Here is a 14418-nt window from a genome sequence, read left to right as displayed (position 1 = left end):
CGCCACATTCCCGCGGGCTTTTTTTATTGCGTTTAAGACAACGCTTTCCGCTTTTTGCGATTGCTAGACGCTCTTTTTCCGCTTTTTGAATATACATTACCTATAGTTGTTTATTGCGCTCGGAAAGGAGTTGGTATGAAGCGCATTTGTTTGGGTGTCTGTTTGCTTTTTTTGTTCGGATCTGCTGCCTGGGCCGACCTTATTCTGCATTTCCAGTCACCGTGGCGTGACGATGCGACCCGGAGCGATTATGTGCCGCATGTACTGGGCGGTGCGGGTGGCGACTACAACCCGCATTTCGACGCAAATTCCTCGACGATGATGAAGAGCGATGGCGACGGCTGGTTCACCTACATTTGGGTGGGCAAGACGCTTGCCGATTTTCAGGACTGGATGAGCTTCAACATCAAGGCCTGCCCGAATACTGCCGACTATAATTTTAACCAGAACAACTGCGTCACGTGGGGCTCGAACGAATTCAAGATGGGCGAGTTCTTTGGCGCGGAGACGGAGCTCTGGCTATACACGAAGGCTGACGGTACCTACGAGAAGTCGTTCATGGCTCCGGGTTCGAAAATTGTGTGGTTCAAGAGCCCGTGGGGTAACAAGTCCTTGCCGCAGATGATTTTCGGTGCGGATTCCGTGCTGATGCGGTTCATTCCGGGCGATGCCTCGAAGTGCGGGTGGTTCTACGGCTCGGTTACGCCCACGATGATGGCGGCGAACCCGATACAGAGTGCTTACTTTGTCCGCTACAAGGCTCCGTGGTATGTTGTGCCTGCGGATTCCGATTCGGTCGTCGATTTGTCGGCGGTCCTCGCTGCGGGGGATACCGTCTATGTGGATGGCACGTCGGCAACTCCCGAGGCCTCGCTTACGATAGGAACGAAGGGCGAATGCTTTGACCCGACGCGGGTACTTCACGTTTATCACCCGTGGCGCACCAACACGAGTTACCGCGACAGCGCCTTCTACATCTCGGTGGACAACAACATCATGAACCAGCCGACTCCGCTCACGGCCGAGGGCGAATACAAGTACTGGCGGCATATCAGTTTTGACGATTCGCTGGTGAGTTCGCCGAAGTGGAATTCGACGTGGGCGTGGGTGCAGTTCTATCGCGGGCAGAACGAGTGGCCACAGCACAAGTATTTTGACGATGCGGAACGCCCGCTGGCCACGGACCTGTTCCCTGCCGGCATTTACGAGACGTGGATGTTCGCGAGTACGTCTTTGCATGTAAAGGATTTCGTGTACTACCCGCCCGAACCGAAGGTGGTGCGCCTGCTTTCGCCGTGGGACGACATGTCGCCCTCGATGCTCGTGGTTTCGATGGACGATACGGTAAAGATGGGCCCGCTGCCGATGGATCGCCAGAAGGATACCTGCGGCTGGTACGAGGGTACCTACTACAAGCATGTGGATGACTGGGGCGTCTATTTTAAGCAGACGTTCGGCATGGATTACTACAGCATGGGCGGCATTGCGGTCGAGGGCAAGGATCTGGGCGAGATGGTGCGTCTTGATTCGGTGCTGAAGGTGCGCGATACGGTGTGGGTGCACCCTTACCCGGTTTCGAGCAGTGCCCCGCTGCTGGACGTGACGTTCCCGAACCACTTGGGACGTTGCCCCGAGATGAAGATTTCGGCGATGGTGGTGGACTGGGCCGGAGAATCGTATGCGGACGCGATTGACGTGGACTTCGGCAACATCTATAACGGCAACCCCTATACGACGGTGTGGGAGAAGAACCAGAATGGCGAACTCGATTCGCTCAAGACCTGTGGCGGTCACGTGTTGGGAATGGTTCAGGATAAACTAGTGAACGGCTTGCCTGCGCGCGTGGATTCGTTAGTTTATCCGTGGAACCAGTGTTCCGCGGCGCACGAGATTGAAAAATGGTTTGTGCCGCAGGTAGTGGCGACCGATGCCGGGGGCAAGGAATACACGAATGCGACTTGCCGCGATATCGACCTCACGCTCGACGAGGAAGGGTTCTGGCTTGCGGACTTTACGAACGAGAACGACTGCAACGACACGCTGAATCCGGGATTCTATCCGATTGACGATTTTGAGTACCTGGATTCCGCGAAGACGGTGAAGAACCCGAAATTCGACTGGAACGTGAGCGGCTGCAGGCACAATTACAGCTTCGCGATGAAGATTTCGGCGCAGTTCCAGTACATTCCGGGGCAGTACTTCGAGTTCCGCGGAGACGATGACGTGTGGGTGTTTATCGACAACCGCCTCGCGGTGGATATAGGCGGGTGCCACAACCCGGTGGAAGGCGCGGTGAATCTCGACACGATGGGGCTCGAGGAAGGCAAGATCTATCCGTTCCACATATTCTTCTCGGAAAGGAACGCGACGGGTTCGAACTTCAAGATGCGCACCTCCATCAACCTGCAGACGGAAAAGCGCTACTTCCCGGTGGAACAGCATACGGATGACGGAACCATCGAGTACGTGATTCTGCAGATTCTTACGGAAGAGAACCTGACCTGCGACATTTCGAGCGTGGGGAAGGTGGATACGACGCTTGCGGAATCGTCCTTCATTCTGTACGGACAGACTGCATTGCAGGAGGGCGAGGTGCTGAAGCCGGGCGTGAACTACGGCGGCATTACCGTCAACGAGAACATGGCGGGCTTTGTTATCGATACGGCGGCGATCGTGCGTGCGCGTGCGCTCCCGCCGGGAATGTACATGCTCGATTTTTACCTGGTGGCCGACCCCTCGCAGCGTTCGCAGGTGTATTTCGAGGTGCCGGAGTACCCGCTTCCGGATATCGCGTTTGCGGATGCGGCGGGCGAACCGTTTGACCCGAAAGGCTACAACTTGCTGCTCGAACCGATGGGGGTCCCGGGTGACAATGGCGGCAAGGATACGCTGATGGCTTTTGTGTCTTACCCGGTACGCATCATGGTGATGTATATCGGGCAGGTCTGCGCCGACTGTATCGTGTCGGTGGACCTCTCGACTGCGGATTCGCTCTCGTTCCTGGATGCGAACGGACAGCCGATCACGAGTGTCACGACGGATTCTTCGGGCTATGCGATATTCAACGTGATGGGCCTTGCGGCGGTCAACAATGCCTCGTTCACGGTTTCCGGTTCGCAGGTTGCGAACAAGATCGTGTGGGAGAACATCAACATGATGGAACCGCCCGTGCCGTTTGCGAGCAAGGGCTACATGTTCGACCGAGATGGCGACGGCGTTCCCGACAGTCTGCACATCCCCTTCAGCGAGGCCTTCGATTCCGACATTCCCGATACGCTTGCATGGTCGTTCGGTGATTCGGCCTGGAGCAGAATCGTGGGGGTTGAAAGTGTCCGCACGAAAATCGAGAACGCGTCCGATATCGTAGTGACGGCGGATTCCCTGCTCGACAAGGTTTTTACCGGCGGAAACAAGGAAATCTACCAGGGAGGCTTGCATTACCATTACACCTACTGGGACGAGGACAAGGGAGACTCGATTTCGCTTTCGATGAACGGCATGATAGAGGACAGGGTCGGACCCGTGCTGTTGAGCGCCATAGTGAATCCGGGCAAGGACAAGATGACGACGTTGACGCTCCTGTTGAGCGAGGGATCACTCGATACGAATCTCGCCGCGGAGGACTTGTTCGATTTCAGGATTTGGCGGATGGGCGAACAGGCGTCGGCGCAGATGGTATCGCCACGCAGGACCAGGTTGCAGAATGGCGTGCGCTATGACCTTTACTTCTATGGCGGCGAAGACGAGGTGCTGCCTGCCGTGGGTGATTCGGTGCGGCTCATGCCGGGCGCGATCCGGGACCTGGGCGGGAACGTGCCCCATGCGAACAATCCGTGGGTGAGGGTCATTGGCGGCCAGAGATTGCTGGTGGACGTGCCGGGCGTGGTTACGCTTTCGCAGGAGACTGCGGAACAGACTGCATCCTGGGAAGGCGGCGTGCACACGTTCGCTATTCCGCCCGAGATGTCCTTGAAGGATGCCGTGGAACAGACGGGCCTTCCGGGGCAGCTTTTGAACTACGATTTGCAGGAACTGGGCCTTACGGCGAGCGATTCGGTGTCCATCGATTCTATCCGCATCGAATGGGAAGTGAGCTATTTTTCGAACCTTGGCCAGTTTGTGAACCGGGCGAAGGGTTCCGTGGCTTGTTCCGACACTGCGGTGTTCAATGGAGACTGCCGCTCGAATCCGGCGAAGGTATTCCTCGCATGGAACGCCCGCAGCGAGAATGGAAGGCTCGTGGGCACGGGCGCGTATGTATCGAAGCTCGAATGGCGCGTGAAGGCGGGGCGCGAGACTGTCGGCAAGCGCGACGACACGTTCACGATGGGGGTAAAGCGCGGGAAGTAGCCTAGCGGCCGACCTGCGCGTGGGACAATCCGTTGTTCCTGTAGAAGGGGATGTCGGCAAGGACATCCTGCACCCAGCCGTTCTTGAGCGGGCTCTTGCGCCACTCGGCGTTTAGCCCCTGGATGCTGTTTTCGGGATAGAAGGCGGCGATGGCGTCTTCTTCGCTCTTGGCGGTATCGAGGGCTGCCTTCAGCATGCGCGCCCCGGTGCGGATTTGCGCGAGGCCGTCTCCTGAATCCAGTGCGAGCAGGCCGCGTCCGGTCTTTTCGCCTTTGTAGTTGAAGTCGAATCCCGAAATGTGGCGGATGATGGACATGAGCATGGCGGGGTCGACCTTTTCGCGGAGGCTTGCTTCCAGGACGGGAAGGGCGCAGAGCTGTTCGTTGTCCCAGGGGCTTCCCCTGTATGTGATTTCGAGCTCGTGGCTTTCGCCCTTGCTTTGCATCCTTATGGAATAGCGCGGGCCGAGTCTTTTTTGCACGCCCTTCGTAATCTTGATAGTCCTGTTCTTGAATTGCTTGTAGCCGTCGAAGGAGAGGACCAGCGTGTCGTCGAGGCGCACGAGCCTTGCCGTGGTGGGCCTGTTGACCATTTCGTGGTAGACTTCGACGAGGACGGGGAGCGTGTGCGCAAGTTCGGGCTTCGGGCTTTCGAGGTTGCACCGGGAATCGATCGCGATGGCACCGCTTGCTTCCATTGCGGAGACGAGCGTGCGGGAGTAGCTCTCGAATATGTGCCTTGCGTCCAGCGGTTCGGGGGCGGCTGGCTTCGGATGGAGCACGAAGATGGTGGCGATGGCGATGATCGCTACGACAGCCGCGGCGCACGCGATGCGGATTTTGCGGCTGCGCCACAGGATTTTCAGCATGGCCCTCCCTTTCGGTGTCGAGAGGACGATACCGAGCATGCCGATGGATATGGCAAACCAGAGCGCTATGAGAATTGCGATGACCACAGCTGCAATATAAATTCTATTTTAGCGCCCATGATGGATGCTTTGAAAAATGTTGTTGTAATTGGCGACCGAGTGTTGATAAAGTCCCTGGAGGCGTCGAACCGAACGGGGAGCGGGCTATACCTGCCGCCGAGCGTGAAGGACCATGACGCCGTGCATGCGGGGCTCGTGATGCGGGTCGGACCCGGATACCCGATTCCCGCGAACCGCGATCCGGATTCCATCTTTACGGGCGAAAGGGAAGATGCGGTGAACTATGTGCCGCTCCAGGTCCATGAAGGCGACGAGGCGCTCTACCTGCATGCGAGCGGAACCGAAATAGAAATCAACGGCGAAAAGTATGTCATCGTCGGGCAGAACGCGATCCTGCTCGTGATGCGAAACGAGATTCCCGACAGTATCGATAACCTCTAGGACGCCTTGCCGTCGAGTTTGGCGTGCGCTTCCTTGATTTTGGAAATCAGAACGGAAGTCGCGTCGAATTCTTCCTTGATTTGTCCGAGGATTTCGTCAAAGAGCTGCTGGTTACAGAACAGCTCGTTGCGGTTCTGCTTGAGGCTGCGGTAGGTATCGCGCAGGCTCAGGAGCGTCTTGGATTCGCGTTCCATGGAGGCGTTGACTTCCTTCCGGATTTCTTCGCGCTGGATTTTCTTTTGCGCGATGATGTCGGGGTCGTTTTCGCTCAGGATATAGGTCGGGAGCGTTGCGTAATCTTCGAACTTGCCTGTCTTGAGGGTGCTGTTGCTGGAACGGACCACGTTGGTGCGCAGCCCGATGCCCTTGACTGCGGAGTCGATGGCGATGGAACAGTTGGAAGTGCCGTGATAGTTGCAGCGCACGCGCTTTTCGACCTGGCGCAGTTCGTTGTACGGGTTGAAGTCGCCATCCGTTTCGATATAGCGGAGCGGAACATAGAGCGGCGTGGATTCGCCGGCGATTGTAACTTTGTACATAACGCAGGCTTCGTTGTTGAATTCCCTGGTGTCGTATTTGTTGTTGCTGCTGTTCAGCAGCCTGTCGATGCGGGCGAGGAGGTCGTCGGCATCGTAGCGCTTTTCATGGATTTCCGGGATGTTTTTCAGGAGGATTTCGAGGGCTATCTTCTTGTAGCCTTCGACAATAATCTTGTTCGAAATGGTGCGGCCCCAGATGTTTGTGCCGAGGAAGAAGGTGTCCATGAGGCTGGCTTCGGTGCGCCCGTTGAAGAAGGCGGCGGCCTTTGCGATGTTGCTTAGGACCATCCATTTCTTGATGGAGACGTAGATGTTGTTTGAGTCGCAGAGTTCGGCGAGCTTGCCGATCATGTCGAGCGCATCGGCAGAGAATGCAATCTTGTTGATTTTCTCTTTCCATTCCGCGGATTCTTCTGGCGTGATGGTGAGTTCTGCGGGGATGTCGGTCAGGGTCACATCGCGGGGGGTCGTGAGCAGCTGGCAGAGGGCGCTTGCCGAGATGCTGTCGGGGAGGGCGACGGTGAGCGCTATCTTGTCTACAATCTCACCGCGGGTCAGGGCCACTTCGGGGCGCAGGTCGCCCGAAATGATAACCGGCGTGCCGGCGCGATCCTGGAGCGCAATCTGCACGCTCTCTTTTTGGCGTTCGTTCGTGACGTCGTAGCTCTGGAATACGATAAGGTTATAGTCGCTGAGCTTGGAGGGAATCTCCTGGACGCGCCTGCCGATGCGGAGCACCTTGGCGTTCTTGAATGCGGCGACGAGCCTGTCGATGACGATGGCCTTGCCGGAGCCGGAGCGGCCGTAGAGGTAGAACGGTTCACGGACGATGGTCGTGAGAAAGGCAAGTTCGATACAGAATTCGCGTTCGGGGATGCCTGCGGAGAGGGCGTTCATCAAATCCTTAATACGCGTAGTGAGATTCATTTTCTATTCCTTCTTGCGGTTTGCACGTTGCATAAAAAATAATAACGTGAGGCCATCCGTTTAGCGCCCTGCGTTCGCGCGGGCTGCGATAAGCGCGTTTTTGGCAGAGTCCGAGACGAGAACCCGCTGGCGGGCGATAAAGACTGCATGTTCATTTTGGAGTTCCGGGGGGAGCCTTGCGAAGTCCTTCTCGGTGATGACGACTTGTTCGCCATCGCGGAGAAGGGCTTCGAGGATGCGCCGCAGGCGCCTGTCGTGGTCGCGGAGTGCGATGGTGCGGGTTGCGCGGATTCCCGAAGCGGCGACGTCGCTTGCGAACCGGGACGGGTCGGCTATGCCGCAGAGGAGGACCGGGTCGTGGCTGAGGGAATTGCCCGCTGCGTTCTTGATGCCCGCGATGCCGAAGGTGACATCGGCATCGGCGCCCGTATGCGCGCTCGCGCAACGGAGCGCGATTGCGGGCGCCGCATGATCCGTAGCCATGCTCCGGAACATGCCCGCGGGCACGAGGCTTTCGGTGTGCATGGGCGGGTCTTCCCAGTCGAGGCGGATGACTATGGCACCGGAAAGTCGGGTGTCCTCGAATCCGTCGTCGCAGACGATCGCATCGAATTCGCCGTCGAGTTCGTGGGCGGTGCGGTAGCGGTTGCCTGTCGAGAATACCTGGACCTGCGGCAATTGCGCAAGCCGCTGCCGTAGCATTTGCGCTTCGTCGCGGGCTTTCGCATGGCAAAGGACCGCGATACGCCCGGCGCCCTGTTCGCGGAGAAAACGGACGAACCACGCGGTGAACGGACTCTTGCCCGCGCCCCCGATGCGGAAGCTTCCTATTACATACAAGCTAGAATTTTGGAGCGGCTGCCCGGGCTTGAGGCAAAGGCGGTGGTGGAGCCGGTATGCGGCATGGTAAAAGGCGGCAAGGCATGTGAGCGGGAGGCGCGTTAATGTGTTCATGTCGTTGCGGCGTCCTGGCCGTAGGCCATGCTACAGGCAGTGGCGTTTCTGCTGCAGGTAGAGGTCGGCAAGCACGATGGCGGCCATGCTTTCGACGATGACCGGCGCGCGTACCGCGACGCACGGGTCGTGGCGGCCTTTGGCGGCGAGTTCTCCGTTCTCCCCTCCGCGGCCGGCGGTCTTCTGCGCTTGCGCGATTGTCGCGGTGGGCTTGAACGCCATGCGGCAGAGGATGTCTTCGCCGTTGCTGATTCCTCCGACGCAGCCGCCCGCGTTGTTTGTGCGCGTGCGGTATTGCTTGCCGTCGAAGTAGATTTCGTCGTTGTGGCGGCTGCCGCGCATGCGCGCAGCGGCGAACCCGCTGCCGATCTCGAAACCCTTGCAGGCGGGGATGCTGAGCATCGCCTGGGCGAGCAGCGCGTCGAGCCTGTCGAACACGGGTTCGCCGAGTGCGGCGGGGACGCCGCGCACCAGCAGCCGCACCGTGCCGCCGATGCTGTCGGCGTTCTTCTTCGCGTCGAGGATTTCTTCTTCCATTTTCATGCCCGCTTCGGGAACGGGACAGCGGACGGGAGAGGCTTCGATAGATTCGTGCGTGAGTGTACCGATGTCGAATTCGGGGCAGTCGATGTTGCCGACGGAATCGACCCACGCGATAAATTCTGTTCCGGCGACCTGTGCGAGGAACTTGCGTGCGACGGCGCCCGCGCAGACCCTGCCGATGGTTTCGCGTGCGGAACTGCGTCCGCCGCCGCGGTAGTCGCGGAACCCGTACTTCATGTCGTAGCAGAGGTCGGCATGTCCCGGTCTGTACCATTTCTCGATATCCGCGTAGTCATGGCTTCGCTGGTCCTCGTTGAATACGGCGAACGAGATGGGAGTCCCGGTCGTCTTGCCTTCGAAAACGCCGCTCAGGATCCTGACCTTGTCCTTTTCGTCGCGGGCGGTGGTCATCGCGCCCTGCCCCGGGCGCCTGCGGTCGAGGTAAAACTGGATGTCTTCTTCGCAGAGGGGAAGCCCTGCCGGGCATCCGTCCACGACGGCGCCTACTGCCGGACCGTGGGATTCGCCCCAGGTCGTCACGCTGAAAATTTTGCCAAAAGTGCTAGCCATGTTGCAAAATATAGATAAAGAGGCCCTAAAACCGTCCGGACGGCCCATTTTTGCTGAAAGTTTACTATCTTTTACAAAGGTTTTAGGAGATAGTCCGTGTCCATGTTTAGAAATATCATCGTCTTGTTGCTGCTGGCGCTTTCCATGGAAGCGTTCGCACAGCGCAATGGCGAACTCGAATTTGCCGGTATCCCCTTTGGCGCCTCGCGCGAGACAGTGATTGAAGAGGTGATGAAGATGGGCTACGAGCCCTTCGGCCAGATGGGCAAGGGTGAGCGGGTTGTGCTTCCCATGTTCAATTTCGGCGAACTGCCGGTTCAGGTTTCTTTCATCTTTAACGCGAACGACAAGTTCTACGCTTTTGAAATCCGCACGGGCAAGGTGGAGGCGAGCCGCAGGTTCAAGGCCATCGAGGCTGCGGAATACATGTCGGAACAGTTTACGCTCAAGTACGGCAAGCCTTCGCAGGCGCCGACGCTTGTTGAATCCGCCATCAAGGAAGGCCGCAACAACTACCAGGAATGGTTCGGGGTCAAGGTCCTGAACGCCTTTACGGCTGTCGTCGGCAAGTCCAACCGCTATTTCGTTCTTGGCTACGTGGAGCACCGCACCCTCGCGAAGGAAGGGCTCGCGCAGAAGAAGGGCAAGGAAAAGGGAAGCGACCAGCCGGTGTTCTAGGTCGGACCTCGCCCCTAAGTCTAAGATAGATAATAAGTTAAAAAGAAAACCCCGCCTATGCGGGGTTTGTTATTTTGTTCTGAAAAAAAATAAACTTATGTAAACTTTGTCACACGTCGCGGTCCCTGTTGCACTGCGGGCAGAGCCCGAACATGTAGAGCGACGCTCCGGTGAGCGAACAGCCTTCGGGGAGCATCTGTTCGCAACCTTCCGGGACGCTGTCGATGTCGATGACCCTGCCGCATTTTTCGCATCGGAAATGGCTGTGCGGTTTGGTCTCGCCGTCGTAGCGCAGGAACCCTTCGCCGAAGTCCAGCGAGAGGGCGAGCCCTTTTTCCGCGAACAGTTCGAGCGTGTTGTAGACGGTCGTCCGCGAGAGCCCGGGATTGCCTGGCAGCAGCGCCTGGTAGATGGAATCCACCGACGGGTGCGAATGGACGCTTTTCAGGTAGTCGAGAATGAGGACCCGCTGTAGCGACGGGCGGATCCCGCATTCTTGAAGCATGACGGAAGCGGATGCCATCGCTTACTTGAAGTAGCGTCCGAGCAGGCCCTGGAAGGCTCCGCCGTGGCGGGCCTCGTCTTTGCACATTTCGTGGACGGTATCGTGGATGGCGTCGTAGCCGAGTTCTTTCGCACGCTTCGCGAGGGCGAGCTTGCCTTCGGTGGCGCCCGCTTCGGCGGCGACGCGGAGTTCGAGGTTCTTCTTGGTGTCGGGGTAGACGACTTCGCCGAGGAGTTCTGCGAACTTGGCGGCATGTTCGGCTTCCTCGAAGGCGATGCGCTTGTAGGCCTCGGCGACTTCAGGGAACCCTTCGCGGTCGGCCTGGCGGCTCATGGCGAGATACATGCCGACTTCGGTGCATTCGCCTGCGAAATTCTCGCGCAGTCCCTGGACGACCTCGGCATCGAGACCCTGGGCGACTCCGATCTTGTGTTCGTCGGCCCATACGATCTTGCCGCTAGACTTGTCCTCCTTTTCGAAGAACTTGCTCTTGGGAGCGTGGCACTGGGGGCATTCGTCCGGAGCCTCGGGGCCCATGTGGACATAACCGCAGACTTTGCAAACCCATACTTTCATTTGTGTCTCCTGTCCCGCTTGGCGGGGGTTTGGGTGTTTGTAACTGTGATTATGGAAATTATAAAATCACGATCGCGCTTTGTCAATCGTTTTGTTATAAATTTTTGTAATTATTACAGAAATTTTGTTTTTTCGGCTTGCGGCGGGTCCCTGCTAGCCCTTGAAGTCGTCGAGGGCGTCGTTCGGGCCCATGAGGAACAGCACGTCGTTTTCCTTGAGCACGTAGTCGGCGAGGTTGCCTATCTTGGGCTTGGTCTCGAGCGGGTCGCGGATGGCGATGACCTGGATGCCGTACTTGTGCGTGAGCGAGAGGTCCTTGAGGGTCTTGCCCTGGAACTTTTCGGGGCACACGACCTCGACGATGGAGAAGCCTTCCATGAACGGCAGGAAGTCGAGCATGTTCGGCCTGTTCAGGCGTTCGGCGAGCGCGATGGCGCTGTCGCGTTCCGGGTGGAAGATGTCGGAGACGCCGAGCTTCTCGAGGATGCTCGAGTGGGCGGCGCTAGAGGACTTCGCGATGATGTGCTTTACGCCGAGTTCCTTCAGGTTCAGTACGGTAAGGAGGCTTGCTTCCAGGTTCTCGCCGATACAGACGATGACGGAGTCCGCCTTCTGGAGCGGGATGCTCGCGAGCTGTTTCTTGCGTGTGGAGTCGGCGACCATGGCCTGCGATACGGTGCTGGAGATGTCCTGCACCTTTTCGGGGTGGTTGTCCACCACGAGCACGTCGTGGCCGAGACTGGTCAGGTGACGGGCCAGAAAGATGGCGGAGTTGCCGAGCCCGATGATGATGTACTGCTTCGATGCCATGAGCTATAATTTAGTAATCAATCCCTAATTATCAATTATCAATTGATGATTAGCCCACCATGATGTCTTCTTCGGCATACCAGGTAGTGTTCTGGACCCTGCCGGCGACCGCCGAAATGAGGAAAAGCGGGCCCATACGGCCGATAAACATCACGCAGCAGATGACAATCTGGCCCACGGTGGAAAGTTCGCCGGTAAGCCCCATCGAGAGTCCGCAGGTGCTGTAGGCGCTGATGACCTCGAAGAGGATCTTGAGGAAGGGGGTGCCGTTCTCGTTGAACCCGGTGCCCGCCGGAATCTCGGTGATGAGGAGGACCATCGTTGCAAGCGCTATAACGACGATGGCGACCACGAAGATTCGCACGGCCTTGTCGACCGTGGTTTCGGGGATGGTACGGCCCATGACCTGGGTCTTTTCGCGACCGAGCAGGCGGTTGAACCCGAGCAGCCCGATGACCGCCGCGGTCGTTACCTTGATGCCGCCGCCGCAGCTGCCGGGGTTTGCGCCGATGAACATGATGATGGCGAAGAAGAACAGGGAGCTTGCGCACAGGGCCGGGGTGTCTACCGTGTTGAGGCCCGCGGTGCGGCTCGTGAAGGCCATGAAGAACGTGGTCTGGAGCTTGTCGAAGAAGCTTAAGCCGTCGAGCGTGTTGCCCCATTCGGTTATCATGAAGGCGACGATGCTTGCGCCGATGATGACGAACGTGCAGAACGTCGCGATGCGGGTATGGAGCGAAATCTTGCGGAACTTGCGCTGCTTGAAGTCGAAGGAATACTGCAACTCGGTTATGGCGAGGAACCCGAAGCCCCCGGCCAGCGCGAGGATGCAGGTGGTGATGTTCATGACCGGGTTCAGCTGGAACTGTACGAGCGAGTCGGGGAACAGCGTGAACCCGACGTTACAGAACGAACTGACTGCCTGGAATAGCGAGCAGAAGATGCGGTCGTGGAGCTCCATGTCTCCAAACTGCGTAAAGTAGAGCACGCCGCCGATGGCTTCCAGTATGAACGTGAAGGGGAGGACGGCCATGAGGATGCGCTTCGCGTCGACGTTTCCCTCTTGCGTGAAGTCGGCGAGCAGCACGGACTGGTGGTTAAAGCCCGGGTGCATGCCCGCAAGCAGGATAAGCACGGTAGACACGGTCATGATGCCGAGGCCGCCCAGCTGCATGAGGACGACGAGCACCCAGTTGCCGAATGTCGAGAAGGTCGAGCTGATGTCGATGACGGAAAGGCCTGTCACGCACACTGCGGATGTGGCCGTGAAGAGCGCCTGGAGAAAGTCGATGGGCTCGCGGGTGGAGACCGGCAGGCGCAGGAGTACCGCGCCGACGGTTATAAGCATAAGATAACCGAGCACCACCAGGGTAATCGGGTTTGCCTGTTTTTTCGGTTTGAAGACGTTCTCGGACGTCGTATCCGAGAAGGCTTGGTACTTGGAACGAAGCATGGAGCGAAATGTAGCAATTTTCTACATTTGGGCACGCTATGAGGAATTTGCGGTCCATATTGATGCCGCTGGCGATTGTTCTCGGGATTCTGCTCCCGCAGGCGCACGTGCTTTCGCCTATGATGCCCTTCCTTATCGGCTCGATGATGTTCCTGACGTTTGTCACGAAGATCCCGCCGCAGACTCACGGCTACACGTTCAAGATCGAGGCCCGCGCGTTTGTCGCAAGCCTTGTGCTGATTGCCGCCCTGTGGGGTATCGTGGAACTGTTCGGGCTCCCGCGCGAGGTGCTGCTGGGCGGTGCCATCATCGCTCTCTGCCCGCCTGCGAATGCCGCCCCCACGATGGCCAAGATGCTCGGCGGATCGGCTTCGCTCGCGCTCAAGATTTTTTTGAGCGGGAACTTGCTCGCGTGCTTTTCGATCCCCGTCATTTTCGGGTGCCTTACCGGCGCCGATGCGAGCCTCTCCGAAATCGCGATGAAGATTTTCAATACCATCCAGCCCATCATCAGCATACCGCTCGCGTTTGCGCTGGGCCTGCGCGCGTTCTACCCGGAGCTTGCCGACCGCGCCGCGAAATTCCAGAAGTACACGATGTTCATCTGGACGTTCTCGGTGTTCGTCATCATTTCGAAGGCGAGTTTCGATATCCGCGAGATGGGGTTCACCGACTTGTGGAACAGCGGCAAGCTCCCGATGATGGCGGGGGTCTCGCTGGTGCTCTGCATTTTGCTGTTCTGGCTCGGCTGGTTCTGTGAACGCAAGCGCCGCCCCATCGAGGGGTCGCAGAGCATGGGGCAGAAGAACACGACGCTCGTCATCTGGGTATCTACCTTGTTCGCAGGCCCGGTGGTGGCGCTCGCCCCGACCTGTTACGTTATCTGGCAGAACCTGGTGCTCACCTGGATGAGCCGCGAAAAGACCCGCGAACGGATGCTCCGCGGCCAGGAAAAGAAAAATCCCTAGTTTTATGTGCCCTTTTTTTGTGTTCCAGGAATACAGCCGTGTTCCGAGAATACACTTTTGTGTTCTAGAATACTGAAATTTTATAAGAATTCTCCAAAAGTGTAAAATTTGAAGTAAAAACGGCATTTTTGTGCTCTATTCCGTTGCACAGCCCCGGAAAAAGGCTATATTTGTAG

Annotated in this window: 12 protein-coding genes; 4 read left to right on the top strand and 8 right to left on the bottom strand. The window is 57.9% G+C overall.

What is annotated here, in order from left to right; all coding sequences use genetic code 11:
- Positions 1–135 precede the first annotated feature (135 nt).
- Positions 136–4350: a fibro-slime domain-containing protein gene (locus B2310_RS06495; RefSeq protein WP_290729783.1), complete on the top strand. Its 4215-nt coding sequence runs from the start codon at positions 136–138 to the stop codon at positions 4348–4350.
- A gap of 1 nt (position 4351) precedes the next feature.
- Here the strand turns inward: B2310_RS06495 and B2310_RS06490 are convergent, their stop codons facing one another.
- On the bottom strand, positions 4352–5305 hold the full coding sequence (locus tag B2310_RS06490) for a hypothetical protein (protein WP_290729781.1): 954 nt from the start codon (positions 5303–5305) through the stop codon (positions 4352–4354).
- 30 nt (positions 5306–5335) lie between these two features.
- On the opposite strand from B2310_RS06490, the gene B2310_RS06485 reads away from it, so the two are divergent.
- Positions 5336–5719, top strand: coding sequence for a co-chaperone GroES (locus B2310_RS06485; RefSeq protein ID WP_290729778.1), 384 nt, complete (start codon positions 5336–5338; stop codon positions 5717–5719).
- Here the strand turns inward: B2310_RS06485 and B2310_RS06480 are convergent.
- The 3 genes from B2310_RS06480 to aroC are packed head-to-tail and all read right to left on the bottom strand — an operon-like array spanning position 5716 to position 9252.
- The gene (locus B2310_RS06480; protein WP_173381584.1) at positions 5716–7185 is read right to left on the bottom strand and encodes a hypothetical protein; all 1470 of its coding nucleotides are present in this window, start codon (positions 7183–7185) and stop codon (positions 5716–5718) included. The two genes, B2310_RS06485 and B2310_RS06480, sit on opposite strands and share 4 nt — an antisense overlap.
- 60 nt (positions 7186–7245) lie before the next feature.
- Entirely contained in the window at positions 7246–8139 is an 894-nt protein-coding gene (locus B2310_RS06475) for a tetraacyldisaccharide 4'-kinase (RefSeq protein ID WP_290729773.1), read from the bottom strand.
- A 30-nt stretch (positions 8140–8169) separates the two neighbouring features.
- Entirely contained in the window at positions 8170–9252 is a 1083-nt protein-coding gene (gene aroC, locus B2310_RS06470; RefSeq protein WP_173381586.1) for a chorismate synthase, read from the bottom strand.
- Between the two features lie 102 nt (positions 9253–9354).
- Here aroC and B2310_RS06465 point away from each other — a divergent pair, with 102 nt between their 5' ends.
- Positions 9355–9930 carry a hypothetical protein gene (locus B2310_RS06465; RefSeq protein WP_290725814.1) on the top strand — a complete coding sequence of 192 codons (576 nt, stop codon included), beginning with the start codon at positions 9355–9357 and terminating at the stop codon, positions 9928–9930.
- 109 nt (positions 9931–10039) lie between these two features.
- On the opposite strand, the gene B2310_RS06460 is transcribed toward B2310_RS06465, so the two are convergent.
- From B2310_RS06460 to B2310_RS06445, 4 genes are all read right to left on the bottom strand, one after another.
- On the bottom strand, positions 10040–10453 hold the full coding sequence (locus tag B2310_RS06460) for a Fur family transcriptional regulator (protein WP_173381588.1): 414 nt from the start codon (positions 10451–10453) through the stop codon (positions 10040–10042).
- Between the two features lie 3 nt (positions 10454–10456).
- On the bottom strand, positions 10457–11011 hold the full coding sequence (locus B2310_RS06455) for an NADH peroxidase (protein WP_173366272.1): 555 nt from the start codon (positions 11009–11011) through the stop codon (positions 10457–10459).
- Positions 11012–11164: 153 nt separating this feature from the next.
- Positions 11165–11821 (bottom strand): potassium channel family protein, encoded by a 657-nt coding sequence (locus B2310_RS06450; protein ID WP_173381589.1) that lies wholly within the window; start codon positions 11819–11821, stop codon positions 11165–11167.
- A 49-nt stretch (positions 11822–11870) separates the two neighbouring features.
- Positions 11871–13274 carry a TrkH family potassium uptake protein gene (locus B2310_RS06445; protein WP_173381590.1) on the bottom strand — a complete coding sequence of 468 codons (1404 nt, stop codon included), beginning with the start codon at positions 13272–13274 and terminating at the stop codon, positions 11871–11873.
- 38 nt (positions 13275–13312) lie between these two features.
- On the opposite strand from B2310_RS06445, the gene B2310_RS06440 reads away from it, so the two are divergent.
- The gene (locus B2310_RS06440) at positions 13313–14242 is read left to right on the top strand and encodes a bile acid:sodium symporter family protein (protein WP_290729770.1); all 930 of its coding nucleotides are present in this window, start codon (positions 13313–13315) and stop codon (positions 14240–14242) included.
- Positions 14243–14418: the final 176 nt, after the last annotated feature.

The organism is Fibrobacter sp. UBA3629, from assembly GCF_002374005.1.
GTDB lineage: Bacteria > Fibrobacterota > Fibrobacteria > Fibrobacterales > Fibrobacteraceae > Fibrobacter.
This window is presented reverse-complemented; position numbering and strand designations above follow the sequence as displayed.